Below are 25065 nucleotides of genomic sequence, written 5' to 3'. Positions count from 1 at the left end.
CGGCACCGACGCCGTCCCTTACGCGTTGGGGCACGATCGTTCCCCAAGTCCAAGGGCAAGGCATGCATTACCTCCACACGATGATCCGCGTCAGCGATCCCGACGCGACGATCGCCTTCTTCAACGTGCTCGGCCTTCACGAAGTCCGCCGGATCGACAACGAGCAGGGCCGCTTCACGCTGATCTTCCTCGCGACGCCCGAAGACGCCAAGCTCGGCGAACGCCGTGCCGAGGTGGAGCTGACCTACAATTGGCCGGCACAGGACGGCAGTGCGCCCGAAACCTACACCGGCGGCCGCAATTTCGGGCACCTCGCCTATCGCGTCGATAATATCTACGACAGCTGCCAGGCGCTGATGGACCACGGCGTCACGATCAACCGCCCGCCGCGCGACGGCAACATGGCGTTCGTGAAGACGCCCGACGGCATTTCGATCGAGCTGTTGCAGGCGGGCGACCCGCTGCCGTCGGCCGAACCTTGGGCGTCGATGCCCAACACCGGCAGCTGGTGACGCCATGACGCTGGAGATCGTCCGCGTTCCCGTGCTCAGCGACAATTACGCCTGGCTGATCCATGACGATGCCAGCGGCGAGACGGTCGCGGTCGATCCCGGCGAGGCGGCGCCGGTGCAGGCTGCCGCCGCGCAGCGTGGCTGGCGGATCGATCAGGTGTGGACGACGCACTGGCATCCCGATCACGTCGGCGGCAACGAGGCGTTGCGGGCGGCGGGTGCCCGCATCACCGGTCCGGCGCGCGAGGCCGCCAAGATCCCGACGCTCGACGCGACGGTGGACGAAGGCGACGTGGTGCGCATCGGTGGATCGGTCGCGCAGGTGCTGCACGTCCCCGGCCACACCGCCGGCCACATCGCCTTCCACCTCGCCGATGATCAGGCGATCTTCACCGGCGACACATTGTTCGCGCTCGGTTGCGGGCGGTTGTTCGAAGGCACGCCGGCAGAGATGTTCGCCAACATGCAGCGCTACGCCGCGCTGCCCGACGCGACGCGCGTCTATTGCGGCCACGAATATACGCAAAGCAACGGCCGCTTCGCGCTCAGCGTCGAGCCGGACAATGCGGCGCTGATCGAGCGGATGCGCGCGGTCGACGCAGCCCGCGCGGCGGGCGAGGCGACCGTGCCCACCACCATCGGCCTGGAGCGCGCGACCAACCCGTTCCTGCGGGCGAGGGACGCGGAGGAATTTGCCACGCTGCGGGCCGGCAAGGACAATTTCAAAGGCTGAGACATTTCACCCGGCGACAGGAGCGACATATGGCGATCAGGACACCCCTTGCGATGGCGACGCTGCTGCTGGCCGCGGCCTGTGCCCAGACGCCGCAGCAACGCCTTGCCGCCGAACAGGACAGCGCCGCCGCGGCCAGCGGCTTGCAGAAGGAACTCGCCGGCCTCACCCCCGGTCAGCCGATGGCGTGCATGCCGCGCTTCAACAACACGCAGGTCAAGGCGTTCGGCCCGACGTTGGTCTATTCGGTCAGCCGTACGCTCAAATACCGCACCGATACGTCGGGCGGCTGCGAGCGCGTCGCACGCGGCGACATCCTCGTCACGCAAAGTCCGATGAGCCAGGCGTGCCAGGGCGATATCGCGACCACGGTCGACCAGGGATCGCGGATGATGTCGGGCAGTTGCTCGCTCGGTCCATTCGTCCGCTACGAGCGGCCGGCGCGATGAAGGCGCTGGCGCTGCTCGCCCTCGCGCTGCCGCTGATGGCGGCCCGGTCGGACCCGCTTGCCGAGCGGGTGGCGGGGACGCCGGCCGACTGCATCTCGCTGTCGAGCACCAACGGCCCGGAGATCGTCGATGCGCACACCATCCTCTATCGCCAGGGTGCGGGTCGCACGGTGTGGAAGACGGGGCCGGTCGGTGCCTGCCCGTCGCTCGCGCCGTTCAACACGCTGATCGTCGACGTATGGGGCGGGCAACTCTGCCGCAACGATCGCTTCCGCGTGCTGACGCCGGGTACGTCGATCCCCTCGGCCTATTGCCGCTTCACCCGCTTCACGCCCTATACGCTGCCGGAACAGCGCTGATTGACCTGTAGACGTCACCCCAGCGCAGGCTGGGGTCATTCGCGGCTCCTGCCCCGCGTCTCAACCGAACGATCCCAGCCTATGCCGGGATGACGGCCGGATCGGATGATAGCGACGCTGGCACCGGCACCACGATCCCCCTATCGTGCCGGCATGATACGCCCCTTCCACCTCGCCTTTCCCGTCCACGATCTCGCCGCCGCGCGCGCCTTCTACGGCGGCACCCTGGGCTGCGCGGAGGGGCGCTCGAGCGACGCCTGGATTGATTTCGACCTGTACGGCCATCAGATCGTCGCCCACCTCGATCCCGCCGCGCGCGCGGTGCGCGTCGAAAATGCCGTCGACGGCCATGACGTGCCGGTCCCGCATTTCGGCGTGGTGCTGACCATGGCGGCCTGGGAAGCCCTGCGTGACCGCCTCGTCGCGGCGGGCACGCAGTTCGGCATCGCTCCGCATGTCCGCTTCGTCGGCCAGCCGGGCGAGCAGGCGACGATGTTCTTCTACGACCCCTCGGGCAACGCGTTGGAGTTCAAGGCGTTTGCTGACGACGCGATGCTGTTCGCCACTATGAAGGACCCCGCATGACCGCGCCGATCGAGATCAACATCCCCCACCAGCTCGGCAAGCAGGGCGTCCGCGACCGGCTGGACGGCGGCATCGGCAAGATCGGCCGGCTGATCCCCGGCGGCGCGCAGGTCGATCACCGGTGGGAGGGCGACACGATGCACTTCACCGTCGGCGCGATGGGCCAGCAGATCGGCTGCCGCGCCACCGTGTCGGACAGCAACGTCCATGCGATCGTCGACCTGCCCGGCTTCCTCGGCCTGTTCGCCGGCAAGATCCGCGACGTCATCCAGCAGGAAGCACCCAAGCTGCTCAGATAAAAATTCCTCCCTGCGCAGCGGGGAGGGGGACCGTTCGCGCAGCGAATGGTGGAGGGGCCCTTCCACGAGCGCGGCGCTCAGGGCTGCCCCCTCATTCACCGCCGCTCAAAAGTCCTCCCCCGCCAGGGGGAGGGGGACCGTTCGGCGTCAGCCGAATGGTGGAGGGGGAGGTAAACGGCGCACCGCCCTGTCACGCGTGCCGCTTACCTCCCCCTCCGTCACCGCTGCGCGGTGCCACCTCCCCCTGGCGGGGGAGGACCGGGATCACCCCATGTGCCGCTTGTCGAGCTTCCGCGCCAACGTCCGCCGGTGCATGCCCAGCCGTCGCGCGGCTTCCGAAATGTTGAAGTCTACATCGGCCAGCGTCTGGTGGATATGCTCCCATTCCAGCGTCTTGATCGACGTCGGCGGGGCAGGGGCGATCGTCGCGTCGGCATCGCCCTCGACGCGTGCGAACGCCGCCTCGATATCGTCGGTATTGGCGGGCTTCGTCAGATAGTTGGTCGCGCCCAGCTTGATCGCCTCCACCGCGGTCGCGATGCTGGCAAAGCCGGTGAGGACGACGATCTTGATCCCCGGATCGAGCGCATGCAGCGCCGCGACGCAGGTCAGGCCCGACGCCCCACCCAGCCGCAGGTCGACCACCGCATGGTCGGGCTTGAACGCGGTCGCCGTCGCCTCCAGCGTGTCCGGCCCGTCGATCATCGCGACCACATAGCCGCGCCGCTCGAACGATCGGCCCAGCGTGCGCGCGAAATTGGCGTCGTCCTCGACAATCAGCAGGCGGCGCGCCTCGCTCATCCGCGCGCCTCCAGCGCCAGGCTGGCGATCGGTAGGCGCAGCACCGTCTCCGCGCCGCCCTCCGCCCGGTTGCGCGCCTGCAACGTCCCCCCCAGCGTCCGCAACACGTTGGTCGCGAGGAACAGGCCCAGCCCGGCGCCGCGTCGCGCCTTGCTGGTGTTGTACGGCCGTCCCAGGCTGTCCAGCACCTGCGGGGGGAAGCCGCTGCCGTCATCCTGCACCGTCAGCACCAGCATCGCCTCCTCCATCCGCGCCGTCAGCGCGATCTGCTCCGCCCCCGCCTCGACCGCATTGTCGAGCAGATTGGTCAGCGCCTGCCCCAGCGCGCGATCGGCCACGATCGGCGTGTCGTCGGATAACGCATCGTGGAAGGCGACGGTGCCCGGCCACGCGTCGATCAACTGCCGCAGGAACCGGCGCACCGTCGTGCGTTCAGGCGCGACGCCGGTCACCTCGCCCGCGGCGAACAGGATGCCCGACACGATCGTCTTGCAGCGCATCACCTCGGCCTGCATCTCCGCGACTTCGGCGGCGAGGCGGGGATCGTGCGTGACGGCCGGATCAGCCTTCCAGTCGCCCAGCAGCACCGCGATCGACGCGAGCGGCGTACCCAGCTCATGCGCCGCGCCGCTGGCCAGCAGGCCCATGCGCACGATCTGGTCCTCCTCGGCGGCGCGGCGACTGAGATCGGCCAGATAGGCGTCGCGCTCGCGCAGATTGGCGGCGATCCGCGTCACGAATAGCACCAGCAGCACCGCGGCGAGCACGAAATTGCACCACAGCGCCAGCACGTAGACGGGCGACAGATGCGTCGCGAACCACGGCGGCAACGCCAGCGGCGGGCTGACCGCCGCGACCACGGCAAAGGCGATGGCGGTAAACCCGACCAGCGCCCAGCTCGACCAGGCATGCAGCAGCACCGCGCCCATCACGACCTGCAACAGGTACAGCGACACGAACGGATTGTTCGCACCGCCCGACAGATACAGCTGCACCGACAGCGCGAAGACGTCGCACACCAGCGTGCCGAACAGCTGGAAATTGGTGACCGGCCAATGCGGATGCCCCAACCACGTCATGACGTTCAGCATCACCAGCCCGGCGAGCACGACGAACATCTGCGCGATCGGCAGCGTGATGCCGAAGCCGTAATGCACCGTCAGGATCGTCGCGAGCTGCCCACCCACCGCCATCCAGCGCAACAGCACCAGCTGCCGCATATTACGCGCCGCGGCATCCTCGGGCGCAGGCGGCGGCAGGCGGACGGCGTGGCTCATAGCCCCGTGGTAGCGCGCGCCGCCCCGCCCGTCATCCCGGCGCACAGGAAAGGGCCGGAACGCACGCCTCACCCGGTCCGTCACCCCGGACTCGTTCCGGGGTCCACCGCGCCGCACGGGGACGACCAGAGCCGCCAGCTCCCCCTCGCCGCAGAGTGGACCCCGGACCAAGTCCGGGGTGACGGAGCGTATGAGGAAACGCACCGCTCAGACGGCAGCCTACGCCGCCACCCGGTCCCACCCACCCACCGCGTCACCCCGGACTTGGTCCGGGGTCCACCGCGCCGCATGGGAACGGCCAGAGCCTCCAACTCCCCCGCGCCGCAGAAACCCCGGAGCAACGGAGCAAACGACGCCCCCCTCAGAACCGCCAGTCGACCCTATCCGTCTCGCCCTTGCAGATCCCGCGCAACGCCGCCCACTCGCGCGCGTCCAGCGCAGGCGTATACACCGCGCCCTTCACGACGCTCGCCCGGAACCGCTTCGCCCGGTCCGCCGACATCGGGTGGCTGGCGATATAGGCGAACATCCGCTCCGTCCCGCCCGCGCCCTTGCCCAGCCGGTCGAAGAAGCGCGCGGTCGGCACCGGCGACAGCTTCGCATCGCGCAGCATCTCGATCGCCCGGCCATCGGCCCGCGCCTCCGCATCGCGCGAATAAGCGGTGGCGAGCAATGCGTTGGTATAGCCGCCGACATGCCCCTCCATCCCGCCGAGCAGGACGGACAGGCCCATCTGCCGCAGCAGCGATTCCATCACGTCGCGCCCGCGGACGTGGCCGATCTCATGCGCGATCACGCCCGCCACCTCGTCGGGCGACTGCGCCGCCTGGATCAGCCCGTCGAACACCACGATCCGCCCGCCGGGCAGCGTCACCGCATTGACCATCGGCAACTTGACGACATGCACCTCCAGCGTGCGATCGTCGGGGTCGATGCGCTGCACCAGCGTCGCCAGCGCGGCGCGTCCGGCGGGATCGGAACAGCCCTTGCGGCCGAAATCGCCCATCATCACGTCGCCCAGCCGCTGTTCGGCCGACGCGGGGATCAGCCGCGCGAGCAGGGCAGGGGTGCGCAGGACGACGACCACGACGATGGCCGCCAGCACCGCAAAGACGCCGACCGCGCGCCACAGCCCTAGCCGATCGACCCAGCGCCCGTAACGATGCGCGCCCGGCAGCGCCGCGGCTAGATCGGCCGGCACCGCGCCGTCGAAGGTGATCCGCCAGCCGGGGTGCCCCTTGCGCCCGAAGCTCGCATGGCCGGCGTCGCCGTCGCCCGGCGTCAGCTCGGCGAACGCCACCCGCGCGCCGGCCTGCCCGTCGTCCACCAGCGTGAAGCCGTCGCCCTCGGCGACCAGCTCCACCCGGCGGCGCAGCGCGGTGACGCCGTCGTAATGCCAGACGCCTGCGCGCATGGGGTCAGAACGCGCCGACGTCGAACGCGTCGAGCAGCCCTTCGCCCTGGCCCGGTTCGCGTGTGCGCGACTGGGTCAGCGTGTCGATCTCCACCTCGCCATAGGCCGCGAGGTGACGGATGAAGAACGCCCAGTTGCGGTACGGCACGAAGATATAGCCGACGCCGAAGGTGACGACCGTCAGCCCCAAGTTGCCGAGGTACAGCTTCACCCAGTCCATCGTCGACGCCTCGAACCCGAACTCCAGCTTGCCCAGCGACGTCGCGCCGATCGCCTCGCGGAAGAAGGCGGCGTAGAAGGCCATGGCGATCAGGCCGAGCACGCCGAAGAACAGCACGTAGAAGCCGACGACGGCCAGCACCACTGTCGCGATCACGCCCGCCGTCGGCGGCGTACCGGGCTTCATCCCGGCAAACGCCCCCGCGAACAGGAAGCCCAGGATGCCGGCCGCCACGACGATGAGGATCGGGGCGACGTAGAACAGCAGGAATCGCTTGAACACCGGCTGCCAGCGCGCCTCGCTGCGGAAGGGCAGCGAGCCGAAGCTCATCGCGTTCCACCGCTGGTTCCACAGCCTGGCCATCGCCCAGGGCGTCATCAGATAGATGGTCAGGAACGACAGCAATGTCCGCCAGAAATAGCTCCAGCCATAGGCAACGCCCTGGTCGTCGCTGCCGCCCCGGATGCCATGCCATAAGGTCCGACTGAGGCGGTAGCGCAGCGCCCGGAACCGCGCGACTCCGAACAGGTAGAGGATCGCGAGATAGAGCAGCCCCACCATCAGCCCCGCCGCACCCTGATGCCCGCGCATCATCACGCCCTGCAACACAAGGTTGATGATGCCGAGCGGCAGGACGAACAGGACGAAGGCGAGCAGATAGCCGACGAACAGCTCCAGCCCCGTGCCCGTCCATTCCAGCCGGTCGTCGATGAACTGTGTCCGGCTCCACAGATACCGCCGCGTCCGCGTCCGCGCCCAGAAGACGTAGACGCCCAGCGTGACGATCGTCAGCAACAGGTTGGTGAAGGCGATCGGCGCATAATCCTGCCACCGCCCGGTGAAGCGGAACGCCCGCGTCGCTGCCTGTTCGTCGCTCATGTCCGTCCCCCTCGCGAAGCAGTGGAGCCGAGCGCCGAGGGCGGGTCAACGACAATCTGGGGCGAGGGTTGGCCAATCCCCCGCCGACGCGCCGCCCCGCACGGCAAGCCGGCGCCTAAGCCCCTCACCACGCTCGCCTTCGTCGCCCGGATCATGATCCAGCATTTTTTGCCACCGAAGCGGGACGACGGCTCGGGTCCCGGGTCCCGCTTTCTCGCCCCCAAGAGAAGAAGCGGGATCCCGGCTCAAGGCCGGGATGACGGGCGCGCTGGCGAAAACGGACCGCCCCCCAAACCCCCTCCGTCACCCCGGACGTGATCCGGGGTCCCGCTTCTTCACCACGGCCGCGCACATCAACACCGAACCAGCATCACCCCGCAAACCCCTCGATCGCCGCCTGAAACGCCGCGGGCTGGTCGAGCATCACAAAATGCGCCGCATCGCCGATCCCCACGAACCGCACGTTCGGCGCACCTGCATAGGCCGCGGTGTACAGCGCCTTCGCCTGCGCCTCGCTCGGCCCCGACGCCGCCCAGGGATAGACGAGCGTGATCGGCGTCGCGATTGCCTTCATGGCAGGACGCAGGTCGGTGATCATGTCCTCGTACATCGCCTGTGCCGAAACGCGCGGATCGGCGGCCATCGCCCAGGCCGTCACCTTCGCACGCGCCTCGGGGCGCAGCGCCAGCCGGTCGGCGATCGCGGTCGCGGAGGCGGCATCGGCGGGCTTGCCATAGCTCGCCGCCTGCATGTCGCGCATCGCCTTTGCGCGCGGTTCGATCATCGCGACGGTCGCGGTCGGCGCGAACAGCGTGCCGATGAACGGCAGCGAATCGACAATCATCAGCTTGCCCGCGTCGCCGGGATGCGCCTTCGCCAGCATCAGCGCGGCGAGCCCGCCCATCGAATGGCCGACCACCGCGGCGCCTGCGATCTTTTCCTCGGCGATCAGCGCATGCAGGTCCGCGACCACGCCGTCCAGCACCCCCGGCGCCAGATTCGCCCCTGGCGCATCGCCGCCGAAGCCGTTGACCTGCACCACATAGACGCGATGGGTCTTCGCAAGGCCCGGCACCACGCCGTCCCACACCGCGCGCGGGGAGGACAGGCCGGGGATCAGGATCACCGGGCTGCCCTTGCCGGTCACCACGACCGAGATATGCGGCATCCGCGTTTCGGCCGCAGGCGTCGCGGCATGGCTCGGCGCCGGCTGCAGGACGACGCCCAGCGTCAGAGCGGAGGCGGCAAGGCGCATACCAAGAAACCGGATCATATTACTTTTCCTTGGACGGACTGACGAAGACGTCTTCGATGGCAAGTTCGAACAGCTCGGCGATGCGGAAGGCGAGGGGGAGCGAGGGATCGTAGCGCCCCGTCTCGATCGCATTGACGCTCTGCCGGCTGACCTCCAGCTGTTCGGCGAGATGCTGCTGGCTCCACCCCCGCGTCGCCCGCAGCGCGCGCAGGTGGTTGTTCATGCGCCGTCCCCGGCAAAGCGGTCGCGCAGCCCCATCGCGCACTGCCACAGGCCGAAACAGCCGCACCAGACGGGAAAGGTCAGAAAGGTCGGGAAGTGCCCGACCGCGCCGCCGTTCTCCAGAAACCCCCAGACGGTGGTGATGACCAGCATGACGCCGAGCCCACCCAGCATCGCCGTGGCCAGCCGCGTGCGGATGAACTCGTCGCGCTCCTCGATCAGATAGGCGCCCATCACCAGGATCGCCGCCACGATCGGCAGCGCCGGCGCTACGGACAGAAGCGCGAGCAGCGCCCCCTGCGGCTTCTGATCGCGGATCATGGCCGTGCAGGCGAACAGCACAAGCACGTACATCGTCATCGCTGGGAAAAAGCGGCGCAGATAGCGGCGCTGCGCCGGGTTCAGCTTTTCGCTGCGTCGAATCGAGAACATCACAGCCTCCTTCGTATGTGAAGGAGGCTTTACATGGAAAGCTCGCTTTACGTCAAGCGCGCTTTACATCAGATGACGAACTCCACCGATCGGCGCTGCGCCTCGTCGGCGCGCTTGGCGACGATTTCGGCGTGGAGCGCGCTGATCGTGCGGCTGCCGGTGGTGGTGAACAGGAACGGGAAGACGCCATGCACCAGCGCGCCGAGCCCGCCCGCGATCATGCGCAGGCCGAAACGGGTCGCGACGCCCAGATGCTGCGTATAGCTTTCGCCGACCGAGGCGGGGTGGTGGGTAAAGGGGTTCATCGGACACCTCCTGCCCCGGATGCTATCCCTTCGCGCGCAGGCTTTCCAGCATCTCGGCGGCGAGCAGGCTCAGCGTGTCGTCTCTCGCGCCCATCACGACGATTCGATCGCCCGGCCGCGCTTCGGCGACCAGCAGCGCAGCCGCCTCCGCCCGGTTTGCGACATGGCGCGCATCGCGGCCGGCGGCGGTCAGGTCCGCGACGATGTCGGCGCTTGTCACCTCGCGGTTGACCGTGCCGCCGTGATAGACCGGGTCGGGCAGGACGAGCAGGTCGTCGGGCCGCAGCCGCTGCGTCAGGCTCTCGACCAGCTCGCGTCGCATCACCTTCAGCGGGCCATAGCCGTGCGGCTGGAACAGGATGCGCAGGCGCCCAGGAAAGGCGTGCAACGTATCGAGCGTCGCGGCGATCTTGTCGGGGTTGTGCCCGAAATCGTCGATCACCGCGACCCCGCCCGCCGCGCCGACGAAGTCGAACCGGCGCCTCAGGCCGGTAAAGCCGCCGATCGCCTCCACCGCCTGCTCCAGCGGAATGCCAGCCGCCACGACGGCGGCGATCGCGGCCAGCGCGTTGGCGACATTGTGCCGGCCGGGTACGCCGAGTTGCACCCGCAACGGCGCCTCACCCTCACCCTTCCGCGCCTCCGGCGCTCCCTCCCTCTCCCGCCGGTAGAGGGAAGAGGGCGCGAAGCGCCCGAAGGGTGAGGGTGTGGCGATCACGAGATCGAACCCAATCGCAAACGGCTCCGGCTTGAGGTTCTCGGCGCGCAGATCCGCCTCCGCCTCCACCGCGACGGTCACCACATTCGCCATGCCGGCGACCAGCGCCGCCGTTTCCGCATCGCCCACATTGGCGACGACCACCTCGGCCTTGCCCGCAAAGTCGGCGAACAGGCGCCGCAATTCGTCCAGCGCCTTGTGATCCAGGCTGACGTTGTTCAGCACCGCAACCCGCGGCACGTAGCGCGCGATCGACCCGTCGCTTTCGTCCACCTCGCTGACGAAGGCATCGCCCCCCTCCTTTCTATTGGCCCCCACCAGCGCGCTCGCGAACGGCGCATCCGGGGCCGCGAAGTTCTTCATCACCGCGCCGTTCATCACCGTGGGGTCGCGCCCCGCCGCGTGCAGGATCCAGCCGATCATGCCCGTCACGGTCGACTTGCCGCTGGTGCCTGCGATGCCGATCGGCAGCTCGCTCGCGTTGAACAGGGCGCTCAGCAGCTCGGCACGGCTCATCCGCGCGCACCCCAGCCGCGTCGCGGCGACGATATCCGCCACCGTGTCTTCGACCGCGGCGGAGGCGACGACGATCTGCTCGGCCGACACGATGCCGCTGCCGTCCTGCGGATGCAGGCGGATGCCGCGCGCGATCAGGCTGTCGAACTTCGCGGGTACGCGCCCCTGGTCCAGCCCGCGATCCGATCCTTCGACGATCGCGCCACGTCCGGCCAGGATCGTCGCCAGCGGCAGCATGCCCGATCCGCCGATGCCGACCAGAAAGAAGCGCTGACCCTGTACCGTCTCGGAAATGTTGCCGTTCGCCATCGGCCCGCGCTATCGCCGGGCATCGGCAGGCACAAGGCTCTGTCGGCGAGCGGGGATACGCGCATGCGGATTGGAGTGGTGGCGCCGGCGAGCATCGGCAACAAGGATGCCGAGGCGCCGTTCATCGCCTTCACCGCTTTGGCCTATCCCGAGGTCGACCTGATCGTTCACCCGCAATGCTGGGAAACGGACGGCCATTTCGCCGGTAGCGACCGCCGCCGCGCCGACGCTTTCCTGGAATTCGCCAACGATCCCGGCTTCGACGCGATCTGGTTCCTGCGCGGTGGCTATGGTTCGAACCGCATCCTGCCGCTGGTCATGCCGCAGCTGGGGCCGGCGGCGCGGCACAAGACGTATCTTGGCTATTCCGACATGGGTTTCCTGCTCGGCGCGCTCTACGCCCGGCGGATCGGCCGGCCGGTCCATGGTCCGATGGCGAGCGATATCCGCCGCACCCATGGCGACCAGACGATCGCGCGCTCGCTCGGGTGGCTGGCGCGCGGCGACCGGCAGGGGCTGGAGCCCGGGCTTGACGGTCGCCCGGCGGCGGCGTTCAACCTGTCGATCCTCGGCGCGCTGATCGGCACGCCCTATCTGCCCGACCTTACCGACCACGTCCTCATCATCGAGGAAGTGTCGGAACCCATGTACAATATCGACCGGCTGCTGTTCCACATGGGCCATGCGACGCAGCTAAAGGGCATCGCCGGCGTCCGCCTCGGCAGTGTCACCGCGGTGACCCCGAACGAGCCGCAGTGGAATGAGGACATCGAATATATGGTCCGTCGCTGGTGCGCCGACCTCGGCGTGCCCTATTTGGGGAGGGCCGACGTCGGACACACCCAAACCAACCGCGTGGTCCCGTTCGGGATCGTTTGAGGCGCGACGCCCGCCCCACTGTCCCCGTCACCCCGGACTTGGTCCGGGGTCCACCGAGCCGCGCGGGGACGGCAAGAGGCTCTAACCACTCCCCTCGCCGCAGAGTGGACCCCGGACCAAGTCCGGGGTGACGAAAAGAGGCCCTGTCCTACACGCCCCATTTATGCCTAAGCTCCCCGCGATGGCCCACGTCGTGCCTCCGCCCATCACGCCGGCACCGCCGCGTTGGGACAGCACGGGTGGCGCTTCCGACCATAACCTATCGTCCACTTCGTCCACTTCCAGCGCCCCGAACGGCCGCCGCGCCCCCGAATCGCCCCCGCGACTCGCCTTGCGTCCTTCGCTCCCCCGCGTGCATAAGCCGCGCTCTCAATACCCAAGGAAGCCCTGAACCCATGTCTGTCATGTTCCGTATCACGCTGCCCGACGGTTCCGTCCGCGAGGTTGCGCCGGGGACTACCCCCGCGGACGTGGCCGCCGCCATCGGTCCGGGCCTCGCCAAGGCGGCGCTCGCCGCGCGCATCGACGGGCAGGTGCGCGATCTCAACCGGCCGTTCGACGGCGACACGCAGCTCGCACTGGTGACCGCGAAGGACGAAGCCGACGCGCTCGAACTCGTGCGCCACGATCTCGCGCACGTGATGGCCGAGGCGGTGCAGCATCTGTTCCCGGGCACGCAGATCACCTTCGGACCCGCCACCGACGACGGTTTCTACTACGACTTTGCGCCCAAGGACCGTCCCTTCACCGAGGACGACCTGCCCGCGATCGAGGCTGAGATGCGCCGCATCATCGCGAAGAACGAACCGTTCACGCGCGAAGTGTGGAGCCGCGAACAGCTCATCGAGACGTGGACACGCCAAGGCGAGACCTTCAAGGCCGAATGGGCCGCCGAACTGCCCGAGGGCGAGGAACTGACGATCTATCGTCAGGGCGAATGGCTCGACATGTGCCGCGGGCCGCACATGGTTTCGACCGGCAAGCTTGATCCCAACGCGTTCAAGCTGACGCGCGTGTCGGGCGCCTATTGGCGCGGCGACCAGAAGAACGCGATGCTCAGCCGCATCTACGGCACCGGCTGGCTCAACAAGAAGCAGCTCGACCAGCATCTCTTCATGCTGGAGGAAGCCGCCAAGCGCGACCATCGCAAGATCGGCGCGGAGATGGACCTGTTCCACCTCCAGTCGGAGGCGCAGGGCTCGGTCTTCTGGCACCCCAAGGGCTTCGTCCTGTGGCGGCAGATGGAAGCGTATATGCGCCGCCGTCTCGACGCCGCCGACTATGCCGAGGTGAAGACGCCGCAGCTGATGGACGCGCGCCAGTGGGAACAGTCGGGCCACTGGGGCAAGTATCGCGAAAATATGTTCGTGGTGCCGGACGAGATTCCGAACACCGAGGACGAGGGCGCAATCCTGTCGGGCGATGCCGACCTGATGGCTTTGAAGCCGATGAATTGCCCCGCGCACGTTCTGATCTTCAAACAGGGGATCAAATCGTACCGCGACCTGCCGATCCGCATGGCCGAATTCGGTTGCTGCCACCGCAACGAGCCGCACGGCGCCCTCCACGGCATCATGCGCGTCCGCCAGTTTACGCAGGACGACGCACATATCTTCGTGCGCGAGGACCAGCTGGTCGAGGAGGTCCGCAAGTTCTGCGAGCTGCTCCACTCGGTCTATCAGGACCTCGGCTTCACCGATTATGCGGTGAAGCTGGCGCTGCGCCCCGAAAAGCGCTTCGGCTCTGACGAAATGTGGGACCAGTCCGAACAGGAACTGCGCGACGCGGTGCAGGCGTCGAACCTCCCTGAGGACATCAAGGCGAAGTTCGAGGAACTGCCGGGCGAGGGCGCCTTCTACGCGCCCAAGCTCGAATTCCATCTGACCGACGCGATCGGCCGGACGTGGCAGGTCGGCACCATCCAGTCCGACCGCGTGCTGCCCGACCGGCTCGATGCGAGCTACGTTGGAGAGGACGGCAACCGTCACCGTCCGATCATGCTCCATCGCGCGATCCTCGGCACGTTCGAACGCTTCATCGGCATCCTGATCGAACACCACGCCGGCCGCTTCCCACTCTGGCTGTCGCCGGTGCAGGCGGTCGTCGCGACGATCGTCTCGGATGCCGACGATTATGCCGAAGAGGTGGCGGCGACGCTGCGAAAGGCGGGCCTCCGCGTCGAAATCGATCTCCGCAACGAGAAGATCAACTACAAGGTCCGCGAACACTCCGTCGCCAAGGTCCCGGTCCTGCTCGTCGTCGGCAAGCGCGAAGCGGAGGAGGGCAAGGTCGCCATCCGCCGTTTGGGCAGCCAGGCGCAGCAGATCGTGACCGTCGACGAAGCGCTCGTTATGCTCCGCGACGAGGCACTGGCGCCGGACATGCGCGGCTGAAGGAGACGGCGCGTCTTTCAAAAGGCGCGCCGATCCCTTATATACGTTCGCAAACCACCACAGGAGCAATACCCATACGTCCTCCCATGATGCGCCGGCCGAACCAGGCGCCGCCGATGAACGGTCCTCGTTTCAACGAATGGATCCAGAGCCCCAAGGTCCGCGTCATCGACCATGAGGGTGAGAATCTTGGCGTGATGTACACGCGCGAGGCGATGGCGCAGGCGCAGGAAGTCGGCCTGGATCTGGTCGAGGTGTCGCCGAACGCCGATCCGCCCGTCGCCAAGTTCCTCGACGTCGGCAAGTTCAAGTACGAGGCGCAGAAGAAGGCGAACCTCGCGAGGAAGTCGCAAAAGACGCAGGAGATCAAGGAGATCAAGATGCGTCCGAACATCGACGACCACGATTACGACACCAAGATGAAGAAGGTCGCCGAATTCATCGAGGATGGCGATAAGGTGAAGGTCACCATGCGCTTCCGCGGTCGCGAGCTCAGCCACGGGCAGCTCGGCATGAACGTGCTGCAGCGCGTCGCGGAGCAGGTGCAGGAGATCGCCAAGGTCGAAGCCTATCCGCGTATGGAAGGCCGTCAGATGCTCATGGTGCTCGCGCCGAAATAAGCATCCGGCCGGATCGGCGCTTTCCGTAGCGTCATCTAAAATCTGCCTTTTTGAACACCGGGTCCGGCAACGGGCCCGGTGTTGCGTATGGGAGACAGTGCATTCGAAAAGCATGACGCCATTATGAAAATAGTGGACGCTCACGCCTGCGACCACCTAGCCTCAAAAGAAAACCCGATATTCGAAAACAATCGAAATCGATCTGGAGAGGAAGCCCATGCGCCTTACCGCGTACCTGCTGTCGGCAGCGACGATCGCCATCGCCTCGCCCGCGATGGCCCAGAACAACAGCCCCGAACCCTCGAGCGCGGCGACGCAGACGACGACGCCCACCGCCGCAGGGTCGGTGACGCAGGACGACCAGATGGGGGCGGACATCGTCGTCACCGCGCAGGGCCGTGCCCAGGCGCTGGCCGACGTGCCGGTCGCGATCTCCGCCGTCTCGGCCGAAACGCTGCAGAATTCGGGCGCCAGCGACATCCGCCAGCTCAACCAGCTCGCGCCGTCGCTGCTGGTCTCCTCGACCGGATCGGAAGCCAACGGCTCGGCACGCATTCGAGGAATCGGTACGGTCGGCGACAACCCCGGCCTCGAAAGCTCGGTCGCGGTGTTCATCGACGGCGTCTATCGCTCGCGCTCCGGCATCGGCCTCACCGAACTCGGTGAAATCGACCGGGTCGAGGTGCTGCGCGGCCCGCAGGGCACGCTCGGCGGCCGCAACTCGTCTGCGGGCCTGATCAGCATCGTCAGCAAGGCGCCGTCCTTCTCGGGCTTCAGCGGCGGCGCGGAAGCGACCTACGGCAATTACAATTTCTACCGCTTCGCCGGGAACCTCAACCTGCCGCTGAGCGAAACGATCGCGGCACGCGTCGATGGCGTCTACGTCAAGCGCGACGGCTTCTACCGCGATTACACCAACAACACCGACGTCAATAACCGCGACCGCTACTTCCTGCGTGGCCAGTTGCTGTTCGAACCGAGCAGCGACGTCACCTTCCGCCTGATCGGCGACTATACGCATCGCGATGAAAAGTGCTGCGCGGCGACCTATGTCGATCGCTCGGTCAACGAAGCCGTCGGCAACCTCAACGATCCGGTCGCTTCGGTGAACGCGGGCCTCGCCGCGGGCAGCAACGGCAACAACATCGTCAACGTCATCCGCGACCTTGGCCAGCCGCTAAACTACGTCAACGCCGCCGGCTACAGCCGCGACGTGTCGGTCAGCCCCGGTCGCAGCTTTGCCGGCATCACCAAGGATTGGGGCGTGTCCGGTCAGCTCGACTGGAATATCGGCGGCACCAAGCTGACCTCGATCACCGCCTATCGCGATTACGATTCGAGCCAGGGGTCGGACACCGACTATAGCCGCGTCGACATCCTGTACCGCGCCGCCAACGGCAATTCGGCGCGCCGCTTCCGCACCTTCACGCAGGAAGTCCGCCTGAACGGCTCGCTGTTCAACGACAAGCTCGACTGGCTGGTCGGCGGCTTCTTCGCCAACGAAGACCTGCGCGTCCTCGATAACCTGCGCTTCGGCAGCCAGTACGGCCGCTTCGCGACCTGCCGTCTGGTGTCGGGCAGCGCGCTCGCGCAATTCTATGCGCCGGGCAATGCGGGCTGCCTGAGCGCGACGGGCCGGGCGGTGCTCAGCGGCGTGGTGCCGGGCGTTGCATCGCCCTTCGGTGCGGCGGGTCCGACGATCGTCGGCGCGATCGACACGCTGGATGCGATCAACGACAAGGGTGCGACGCGCGACGTCTACAACCAGAACAGCCGTAACTGGGCGCTGTTCACGCACAACATCTTCCACGTTACCCGCACCGTCGATCTGACGCTGGGCCTGCGCTACACCAACGAACGCAAGCGCTTCGACGCGACCTTCACCAACGACAACGTCGGCTGCGTCGCCAACCAGCGCGCGCTGCTGCCCTTCCTGTCGAACGCCGGCCTCGCCGCCACCGCAGGCGGCATCATCGGCCTGTCGTGCCAGGGCAATTCGACCGCAGAGCTCAACGGCGTGTCGATCAACAGCGTCCGCAAGGAAGACCAGTTCACCGGCACGGCGGTGCTGTCGTGGAAGCCGATCGACGACCTGCTCGTCTACGGCAGCTATTCGCGCGGCTATAAGGCGGGTGGCTTCAACCTCGACCGCTCGGCGCTCAAGTCGCCGATCCTGCCCTTCTCGGCATCGGGTGGTGCGCAGGCGCTGGTCAATGCGCTGCAATTCGCGCCGGAAACGGTCAACGCCTATGAAATCGGCGCCAAATACGCGACCGGACCGTTCACGCTGACCGCCGCGGCGTTCCTGCAGGACTTCAAGAACTTCCAGCTCAACACGTTCAACGGCACCGTCTTCCTGGTCCAGAATATCAACGGCTGCTCGTCGAACCTCAACGGCGGCGATCGCGACCAGAGCAAGTTTGCGGCGGCCGGCAATTACAATGCCGCGGCGGCGACCACCGGCGTCTGCCCGTCGGGCGACGTGGGCTGGGGCGTCCGCTCCAAGGGCGTCGAGCTGGAGGCCTCGCTGGTCCCGGCGCGCGACTTCCGCGTGACCCTGGGCCTGACGCTCACCGACACCAGCTATCGCGACCAGCTGGTCGGCACCGATGCGGGCGCGCCGCTCGACCAGGCGCTGCGCAAGCTGCCGGGCAATCGCATGTCCAACTCGGCGGACGTGGTGACGACCGCGTCGGCGGCGTGGACGCCGCAGCTCGGCGGTGGCTATTCGGCGCTGTTCTACGTCGATACGCGTATGACCAGCGACTATAACACCGGGTCCGATCTGTTCCCGCAGAAGGTGCAGGACGGCTATGCGATCGTGAACGCCCGCATCGGGCTGCGCACGCCGGACGAGAAGTTCAGCCTGGAATTCTGGGCGCAGAACCTGACCAACGTGAATTACGCGCAGGTCGCGTTCAACTCGCCGTTCCAGGAAGGCGCTGCGACCGCGGCGTTCCAGGATCCGCAATATCCGGGCGGCCGCCAGCTGTTCTCGCAATATCTCGCCGAACCGCGCACCTATGGTGCGACGATCCGCGCCCGCTTCTGACCTCAAGCCAAGGCAACGACACCTGGGCCGGCCGCAGCGATGCGCGCCGGCCCTTTCGTATGCGGCACGGCTGACCCGGCCGCAGGCTCGTCGTACCGCAAGCGTTTTGACGGGGGGCAGGGAACCGGCACCCGCTATCGCCGATTGGAGCGATGAAGGGGACGATCGCTGATCTTCGAATCGATGCTGGTCAAATTCGCGCTGATCGGCCTGCTCGGCATCGGCGCGCAGTGGATCGCGTGGCGGACGGGCAAGCCCGCCATCGCGCTGATGCTGATCGCCGGCGTGCTGGCGGGGCCGGTGACGGGCCTGATCGATCCGCAACGCGATTTCGGCGCGCTGCAACAGCCGATCATCAAGCTCGCCGTGGCGGTGATCCTGTTCGAAGGCGGCCTCAGCCTCAACTTCCGCGATCTGCGCCACGCCGGCCCGGCCGTGCTGCGGCTCGTGGTGATCGGCGTGCCGGTCGGGCTGGTGCTCGGCACCGCCGCGGCCTTCTACGGCGCAGGACTGCCGCTCGGCATCTCGGCGCTGTTCGGCGGCATCCTCGTCGTCACCGGCCCGACGGTAATCGGGCCGATGCTGCGATCCCTGCGCGTCCCCGCACGGGTGCGCGACACGCTGAAATGGGAAGGCATCGTCAACGATCCGATCGGCGCGCTGCTTGCCGTCGCGATCTACGCCTATATCACCTATGTCGGGCCGGACCGCAGCGCGATCGCGATCGGGTTGGACGTCGCCGCGGCGACGCTGGTCGCGGGCGCGATCGGCGTCGGTCTGGGCTTCGGGCTGACGACTGCGTTCCGCCGCGCCTATATCCCGGAGTATCTCAAGGCGCCGACCGTCCTCGTCGCGGTGATCGCCGGCTTCGTCGCGGCAGACCTGATCAAGCACGAAACCGGCCTCATCACCGTCACGCTGATGGGCGTCGTCATGGGCAATCGCCAGACGCAGTCGACGGCCGCGCTCAAGCATTTCAAGGAAGACCTCGCCGTCCTGTTGATCTCCGGCGTCTTCGTCATCCTGTCCGCGACGCTGCAATGGGAGGTGGTGGAGCGCTTCCAGGCGCGGTTCCTGATCTTCCTCTTCCTGCTGCTGTTCGTCGTGCGGCCGTTGACCGTCATCGCCAGCCTCGCCTTTTCGGGCATGCCGTGGCGCGAGCGGCTGTTCGTCGCGTGGATCGCGCCCCGCGGCGTCGTCGCCATCGCCGTCACCAGCCTGTTTGCGCTGCGGCTGGAGGATTTCGGCATGAAGGATGCCGACGCGCTGGTGCCGTTGGTGTTCGGTGTCGTCGTCGCGACGATCTTCGCACACGGCTTTTCGGCGGGCTGGGTCGCGCGGCGGCTGGGCATCGACAAGGGGAAGGGCGAGGGCGTGCTGCTGGTCGGCGCCAACGCCTTCACCACCGAATTTGGCGGCGCGTTGCAGAAGATGGGGCTGACGGTGATGATCGCCGACACCGCCAAGTTCGCGCTCCGTGCCGCGCGCAAACAGTCGCTCGACGTCCATCAGGGCGACATCCTGGACGAAGTGACGCAGGACACGCTCGACATGCAGCAGTTCCAGCACGTCATCGCCGCCACCGACAACGATTCCTACAACAGCCTCGTCTGCGCAGACCTCGGACCCGAAGTCGGGCAGGACAAATTGACCCAGACCGGCGTCGACGAAACGCGCCTCAGCCGCCGCCGCGCGCGCATGCTGCTGGAAGGCGGCGAGACGGTAGACGAATTACAGGTGCGCGTCGCCGCCGGCTGGGCGTTCGGGCGGACGCGAATCACCAGCGTCTTCCCCTACGAAGCCTATCGCGCACGCCTCGCCCCCGAGGCAGAGCCGGTCGCGGTGATGAAGCCCGACCGCCGGTTGCTGCTCTTCTCGACGACGCAGCGGCCGGTGGTGGAGCCGGGCGACACGATGCTCACCTTCGCCCCGCCCGAACCGGTGTAACCGGACACCTTCGTCATACAGCGGTTCCCTACAAACCTCCGTCACCCCGGACTTGATCCGGGGTCCCGCTGTTTCCCGCAGAAGAAGCGGGACCCCGGATCAAGTCCGGGGTGACGAGACGATGGGCTAGGGAATCGAATCTAAGCCGTCACGTCCTCCGTCTCTCCCGCCGCCGCGGTGCGTAGCCGCCGTTCCAAAGTCTTCAATCGCGCCGGCTGGGTGATGCGGTCGCCCGTCAGATCAGTGACGTAGAACGTGTCGACCGCCCGCTCGCCATAGGTCGCGACATGCGCCGAATGCAGCGTCACCTTCGACTGGAACAGCGCATGCGCCAGCTGGTTGAGCAGCGCCGGCCGGTCGCGCGCATTCACTTCGATCACCGTGAAACGGTTCGACGCATGATTGTCGATCAGCACGTTCGGCACGATCTCGAACGCATCCGCCCGTGTCCGCGCCGCAGGCTTGGCGACGAGGCGGTCGGCGAGCTTGCCGCGATTGGCCAGCGCATCCTCGATCGCCATCGTCAGTCGCGTCAGCTGGCTGGCGTCGTCGAACGGGCGACCGAACGGGTCCTGCACCAGGAAGTTGTCGATCGCCATGCCGTCGCGCGTCGTATGGATGCGCGCATCGATGATGTTGCCGCCCGCGACATGGATCGCGCCGGCGATGCGATAGAACAGCCCAGGATGGTCGGCGGCATAGATCGTCACCAATGTCGCGCCGCGCGTCGCATAGACCTGCGCATCGATGGAAAGCTGCGCGTCGCCGGCGGCATCGATGAAGCGCGCGTTATGGGCCAGCACGTCGTCCGGCTCGGCGATCCAATAGGCCTCGGGAAAGCGACGGACGAAGGCGGCGAAGCGAGCATCGTCCCACCCCAGCGTCGCCTGCAGCGTTTCCTGCCGCGTCGCGATCCGCTCGGCGCGGCCGCGCTGCTTGTGGCCCAGGCGCAGCACCTCTTCCGCCGCCTCGAACAGATCGGCGAGCAGCTGCCGCTTCCAGCCGTTCCACGTGCCCGGCCCCACCGCGCGAATGTCGACGATGGTCAGCACCAGCAGCAGGCGCAGGCGTTCGGGGCTTTGCACCACCTCGCAGAAATCGAGGATCGTCTTGAAATCGCTCAGGTCGCGCTTGAACGCGGTCGCCGACATCAGCAGGTGCCAGCGCACCAGCCACGCCACCGTCTCCGTCTCGGCGGGCGACAGGCCGAAGCGCGGGCACAACCGCTCGGCGACCTCCGCGCCCAGGATCGAATGGTCGCCGCCACGCCCCTTGGCGATGTCGTGCAGCAGCACCGCGACATAGAGGACGCGGCGCGAGATGATGTGCTTGATGATCGCGGAGGACAGCGGATGGTCCTCCTTCAGCTCGCCCTTGTCGATCCGGCTCAGCAGGCCGATCGCGCGGATCGTATGCTCATCCACCGTATAATGGTGGTACATATCGAACTGCATCTGCGCGACGACGCGGCCGAAATCGGGCACGAAGCGGCCGAAGACGCCCGCCTCGTTCATCCAGCGCAGCACCAGTTCGGGATCGCGCGGCGACGTCAACACGTCGAGGAAGAAGGCGTTGGCGCGCGCATCGCGGCGGTGCCCGTCGATCAGCTTGGCATCGCGCTTGGCGGCGCGCATCGCCAGCGGGTGAATCTCGACGCCGTGCAGGTCGGCGAGCTGGAAGATCTCGATCAGCCGCACCGGGTCTTCGGCGAAATAGTCGTCGCGGGGCAGTGCGAGGCGTCCGCGATCGAGGACGAAGCCGTGCAGCTTGCCCGGACGGCGCCGGATGGTCGGCAGGCCGAACCGGCGCCCGCGCGCCGCGAACCGCTCGTCCAGGTGCGCCAGGAACACGCCGGTCAGGTCGCCGACGGTGCGCGCCTGCAGGAAGTAATATTGCATGAACCGCTCGACCGCGGGTTTGCCCGGCCGGTCGGAAAAGCGCATCCGCGCCGCCACTTCGCGTTGCACGTCGAACGTCAGGCGATCCTCCGCGCGGCGGGTGATGCTGTGCAGGTGGCAGCGCACGGCTTGCAGGAAATTGTCGGCGCGGTGGAAGAGCTTATACTCCTCCGGCGTCAGCAGGCCGACGCCGACGAGGTCCGCCCCGCGCTGCACGTCGTAGATATATTTGCCGATCCAGAACAGCGCGTGCAGATCGCGCAGGCCGCCCTTGCCCTCCTTGACGTTGGGTTCGACGACGTAGCGCGTGTCGCCCATCTTGCGGTGGCGCGCGTCGCGTTCGGCGAGCTTGTCGGCGATGAACTCGCGTTCGGTGCCGTGCTGCACCTCCGCCTTGAAGCGCCGCGCCGCCTCGTCATACAGCGACTGGTCGCCGATGACGTAGCGCGCCTCCAGCAACGCGGTGCGGATCGTCACATCGGCCTTGGCCTGGCGCACCATCTCGTCGAGCGAGCGGCTGGAATGGCCGATCTTTAGCCCCAGGTCCCACAGCGCATACAGCATCGATTCGATGACCTGCTCGGCCCAGGGCGTCTGCTTGCCCGGCGTCAGGAAGCCGATATCGACATCCGAATAGGGCGCCATCTCGGCACGGCCATAGCCGCCGACCGCGATCAGCGTCATCCGCTCGCCCGCGGTGGGATTGGCGAGCGGATGCAGCCGCTGCGTCGCGAGATCGTAGAGCAGACGCAGCAGCTGGTCGGTCAGATACGCCTGCGCGTTCGATGCCTCCAGCCCGCGCGAGGGATGCGCGGCGAGACGGCGCTGGATTTCGGTCCGGCCGTCGGCGAGCGCCGCCTTCAGCAGCTGCGTCGCCTGCGCGCGCAACGGCGCATCGGCGGCATCGATCGCCGCGATCCGCTCGGCAAGAGCGCGCCGATCGATGATCGCGCGACGATTGGGGATGTGGTCGAAACGGCCCTGCATGGCGGCGGTCATAGCGGAGACAGGGTTAACGCGACATGGTGTTGGTGGGTGGTCGCGGTCGACTGTCCCGGACGCCTCGCGCCGGCAACGTCCGCATTTTTCGCTGTCCTACACGACCCGATTGTGCCTACCCTCCCATCGCTCTTTGATACCGTGAAGCCGGCTTTTGCGCGTGCCAACGGACGGGAGGGCATTCCGACGATTACGTACCGTCCACTTCGTCCACTTCCGCGATGCGCAGAGCGTCGGGCGAGGTCCGAATCGGCGCCCGATGAGCGCGCCACGTATCCACAAACCCCCCGTCACCCCGGACTCGTTCCGGGGTCCACCGGGCCGCGAGGGGGTGGCCGGAGGCTCGAACCGCCCCCCTCGCCGCAGAGTGGACCCCGGAGCAAGTCCGGGGTGACGGCGGGAAGGAAAGGCCTGGGACAAGCCACCAGCGGTACAGTAAAGCGCCGCGCATGATCGCCGCTGTGTCCCGCCGTCCCGCGCTAACCGCCCTCCTGCTCGGTGCCGTCGCCGCCACCGGCTTTGCGCCGTTGCAATTGTGGCCGCTGACGCTCCTCGGCCTCGCCGGCCTCGCCGCGCTGGTGCAGGCTGCGCCCACCGGCCGCCGCGCCGCGTGGATCGGCTGGTGCTGGGGCGTTGGGCATTTCACGATCAACAACAATTGGTTCCAGCACGCCTTCGACTTTCAGGACAAGATGCCGCCGGTGCTCGGCTATTTCGCGGCGGTCGGGCTGGCGCTGTATCTGGCGATCTTTCCAATGCTGGCGTCGCTGGTCGGCTGGCGCTTCCGGGGTCGCGGCGGGGTGGATGCGGCCTTCGCCCTGGTCTTCGCCGCGGCGTGGATCGGCAGCGAATATCTGCGCGCCACGCTGTTCACCGGCTATGCATGGGACCCGATCGGCGTGATCTGGGTGCCGGTAATCGGCGTCGCGCGGCTGTCGGCGTGGATCGGCACCTATGCGCTGTCCGGCGTGACCGTGCTGTTCGCGGTAGCGCTGCTGATGGCGGTGCGGCGGCGCTGGCGGCTGGCGGCGGGCCTCTCGGTCGTGCTGGCCGGCGCCGCGCTGTCCGCGCTCTGGACCCATGCGCCCTCGGCGGCACCAGATGCGCCGATCCTGCGCATCGTCCAGCCCAATATCGGCAACGACGTGCGCGGCGAGAATGCGGGCGAATATGCTTTGGCGACGCTGCTGCGCGGTACGCGTCACCCCGCCGGTGCGCCCCGGCTGGTCCTGTGGCCTGAAGGGTTGCTGCGCGACCTGCTGGAAAGCGGCTATCCCTATTGGGTCTATGGCGATCGGCCGTCGTCGTGGACGCGCCGCCGGATCGCCGCCGCGCTGCGCCCGGGCGACATCCTGATGACCAGCGCCGACACCTTGTCCTTCGACGCGCGCGGCGAGGTGTCCGGCGCCGCCAATTCCGTGCTTGCGATCGATTCCGTCGGCCGGATCGTCGGCCGCTACGACAAGGCGCACCTCGTTCCGTACGGCGAATATCTGCCGATGCCCTGGCTGCTGCGGCCGCTGGGTCTCGCCCGGCTGGTGCCCGGCGACATGGACTTCACGCCCGGCCCCGGCCCGCGGACGCTGAGCCTGCCCGGCTTCGGCGCCATCGGCGTACAGGTCTGTTACGAGACGATCTTCTCGGGCGAGCTGATCGAGCCGGGCCACCGCCCGCGGCTGCTGTTCAATCCGTCGAACGACGCGTGGTTCGGCAGCTGGGGATCGCCGCAATTCCTGGCGCAGACCCGCATGCGCGCGATCGAGGAGGGGCTGCCGATCGTCCGTGCGACGCCCACCGGAATCAGCGCCGTCATCGCCGCCGACGGGCGGCTCGTCGCGACGATCCCGCACGAGCGGGCAGGGGTGGTGGAGGTGCGGATGCCGCCCGCGCTGCCGCCCACGCTGTTCAGCCGGCTGGGCAATTGGGCGGCGCTGATCGTCGCGCTCGCCTTCCTGGTGGCGGCAATTGCCAACCGCCGTTCAGCGCGGTAAG

Annotated in this window: 22 protein-coding genes; 12 read left to right on the top strand and 10 right to left on the bottom strand. The window is 67.6% G+C overall.

The features are described 5' to 3' along the window. Nucleotides 1-62: 62 nt before the first annotated feature. From ACP690_RS15890 to ACP690_RS15865, 6 genes are all read left to right on the top strand, one after another. On the top strand, nt 63-512 hold the full coding sequence (locus ACP690_RS15890) for a VOC family protein (protein ID WP_241890961.1): 450 nt from the start codon (nt 63-65) through the stop codon (nt 510-512). 4 nt (nt 513-516) lie between these two features. Beyond that, nucleotides 517-1245: a hydroxyacylglutathione hydrolase gene (gloB, locus tag ACP690_RS15885; protein WP_426261622.1), complete on the top strand. Its 729-nt coding sequence runs from the start codon at nt 517-519 to the stop codon at nt 1243-1245. A gap of 29 nt (nt 1246-1274) precedes the next feature. Further along, nucleotides 1275-1694 carry a hypothetical protein gene (locus ACP690_RS15880; RefSeq protein ID WP_241769192.1) on the top strand — a complete coding sequence of 140 codons (420 nt, stop codon included), beginning with the start codon at nt 1275-1277 and terminating at the stop codon, nt 1692-1694. Then, the gene (locus ACP690_RS15875) at nt 1691-2053 is read left to right on the top strand and encodes a hypothetical protein (RefSeq protein ID WP_426261621.1); all 363 of its coding nucleotides are present in this window, start codon (nt 1691-1693) and stop codon (nt 2051-2053) included. The genes ACP690_RS15880 and ACP690_RS15875 overlap by 4 nt, the downstream gene beginning before the upstream one ends. A gap of 153 nt (nt 2054-2206) precedes the next feature. After that, on the top strand, nt 2207-2638 hold the full coding sequence (locus tag ACP690_RS15870; protein WP_426261620.1) for a VOC family protein: 432 nt from the start codon (nt 2207-2209) through the stop codon (nt 2636-2638). After that, the gene (locus tag ACP690_RS15865; protein ID WP_426261619.1) at nt 2635-2937 is read left to right on the top strand and encodes a polyhydroxyalkanoic acid system family protein; all 303 of its coding nucleotides are present in this window, start codon (nt 2635-2637) and stop codon (nt 2935-2937) included. Before ACP690_RS15870 ends, ACP690_RS15865 begins: the two co-directional genes overlap by 4 nt. 264 nt (nt 2938-3201) lie before the next feature. On the opposite strand, the gene ACP690_RS15860 is transcribed toward ACP690_RS15865, so the two are convergent. The 9 genes from ACP690_RS15860 to ACP690_RS15820 all read right to left on the bottom strand — a co-directional run bounded on the left by ACP690_RS15860 (nt 3202) and on the right by ACP690_RS15820 (nt 11285). Continuing rightward, a complete protein-coding gene (locus ACP690_RS15860) occupies nt 3202-3738 on the bottom strand; it encodes a response regulator transcription factor (protein ID WP_426261618.1) in 537 nt (178 codons plus the stop codon). After that, nucleotides 3735-5015: an ATP-binding protein gene (locus tag ACP690_RS15855; protein ID WP_426261617.1), complete on the bottom strand. Its 1281-nt coding sequence runs from the start codon at nt 5013-5015 to the stop codon at nt 3735-3737. Before ACP690_RS15855 ends, ACP690_RS15860 begins: the two co-directional genes overlap by 4 nt. Nucleotides 5016-5376: 361 nt before the next feature. Continuing rightward, the gene (locus ACP690_RS15850; RefSeq protein ID WP_426261616.1) at nt 5377-6429 is read right to left on the bottom strand and encodes a M48 family metallopeptidase; all 1053 of its coding nucleotides are present in this window, start codon (nt 6427-6429) and stop codon (nt 5377-5379) included. 4 nt (nt 6430-6433) lie between these two features. Beyond that, nucleotides 6434-7528, bottom strand: coding sequence for a YjgN family protein (locus ACP690_RS15845; RefSeq protein ID WP_017979645.1), 1095 nt, complete (start codon nt 7526-7528; stop codon nt 6434-6436). A gap of 370 nt (nt 7529-7898) precedes the next feature. Continuing rightward, the gene (locus tag ACP690_RS15840; protein WP_426261615.1) at nt 7899-8801 is read right to left on the bottom strand and encodes an alpha/beta fold hydrolase; all 903 of its coding nucleotides are present in this window, start codon (nt 8799-8801) and stop codon (nt 7899-7901) included. 1 nt (nt 8802) lies between these two features. Beyond that, entirely contained in the window at nt 8803-9006 is a 204-nt protein-coding gene (locus ACP690_RS15835) for a helix-turn-helix transcriptional regulator (protein ID WP_017979643.1), read from the bottom strand. After that, complete coding sequence (locus ACP690_RS15830) at nt 9003-9437, bottom strand: hypothetical protein (RefSeq protein ID WP_063685888.1); 435 nt, start codon at nt 9435-9437, stop codon at nt 9003-9005. The genes ACP690_RS15835 and ACP690_RS15830 overlap by 4 nt, the downstream gene beginning before the upstream one ends. A 68-nt stretch (nt 9438-9505) precedes the next feature. After that, a complete protein-coding gene (locus ACP690_RS15825) occupies nt 9506-9742 on the bottom strand; it encodes a DUF6356 family protein (RefSeq protein ID WP_426261614.1) in 237 nt (78 codons plus the stop codon). 22 nt (nt 9743-9764) lie between these two features. Beyond that, nucleotides 9765-11285 (bottom strand): glutamate ligase domain-containing protein, encoded by a 1521-nt coding sequence (locus ACP690_RS15820; protein WP_426261613.1) that lies wholly within the window; start codon nt 11283-11285, stop codon nt 9765-9767. Between the two features lie 63 nt (nt 11286-11348). On the opposite strand from ACP690_RS15820, the gene ACP690_RS15815 reads away from it, so the two are divergent. The 5 genes from ACP690_RS15815 to ACP690_RS15795 all read left to right on the top strand — a co-directional run bounded on the left by ACP690_RS15815 (nt 11349) and on the right by ACP690_RS15795 (nt 20176). Further along, nucleotides 11349-12164 carry an LD-carboxypeptidase gene (locus tag ACP690_RS15815; RefSeq protein WP_294211926.1) on the top strand — a complete coding sequence of 272 codons (816 nt, stop codon included), beginning with the start codon at nt 11349-11351 and terminating at the stop codon, nt 12162-12164. A 395-nt stretch (nt 12165-12559) separates the two neighbouring features. Continuing rightward, nucleotides 12560-14557: a threonine--tRNA ligase gene (thrS, locus tag ACP690_RS15810; protein WP_426261612.1), complete on the top strand. Its 1998-nt coding sequence runs from the start codon at nt 12560-12562 to the stop codon at nt 14555-14557. Between the two features lie 86 nt (nt 14558-14643). Next, nucleotides 14644-15177, top strand: coding sequence for a translation initiation factor IF-3 (gene infC, locus ACP690_RS15805; protein WP_017979637.1), 534 nt, complete (start codon nt 14644-14646; stop codon nt 15175-15177). 217 nt (nt 15178-15394) lie between these two features. Continuing rightward, nucleotides 15395-18229, top strand: coding sequence for a TonB-dependent receptor (locus ACP690_RS15800; RefSeq protein WP_063685883.1), 2835 nt, complete (start codon nt 15395-15397; stop codon nt 18227-18229). A 183-nt stretch (nt 18230-18412) separates the two neighbouring features. After that, nucleotides 18413-20176 carry a cation:proton antiporter gene (locus ACP690_RS15795; RefSeq protein WP_426261611.1) on the top strand — a complete coding sequence of 588 codons (1764 nt, stop codon included), beginning with the start codon at nt 18413-18415 and terminating at the stop codon, nt 20174-20176. Nucleotides 20177-20316: 140 nt separating this feature from the next. Here ACP690_RS15795 and ACP690_RS15790 read toward each other — a convergent pair whose 3' ends face one another. Next, nucleotides 20317-23073 (bottom strand): [protein-PII] uridylyltransferase, encoded by a 2757-nt coding sequence (locus ACP690_RS15790; protein ID WP_426261610.1) that lies wholly within the window; start codon nt 23071-23073, stop codon nt 20317-20319. A gap of 449 nt (nt 23074-23522) precedes the next feature. Between ACP690_RS15790 and lnt the strand changes: the two genes are divergently transcribed. Further along, nucleotides 23523-25064 (top strand): apolipoprotein N-acyltransferase, encoded by a 1542-nt coding sequence (gene lnt / locus ACP690_RS15785; protein WP_426261609.1) that lies wholly within the window; start codon nt 23523-23525, stop codon nt 25062-25064. Nucleotide 25065: the final 1 nt, after the last annotated feature.

It is taken from the genome of Sphingomonas sp. DC4900 (genome assembly GCF_049896485.1).
Classification (GTDB): Bacteria; Pseudomonadota; Alphaproteobacteria; order Sphingomonadales; family Sphingomonadaceae; genus Sphingomonas; species Sphingomonas aquatilis.
Note: the sequence above shows the minus strand (reverse complement) of the source record. Positions and strands in the feature narration are given on the sequence as shown.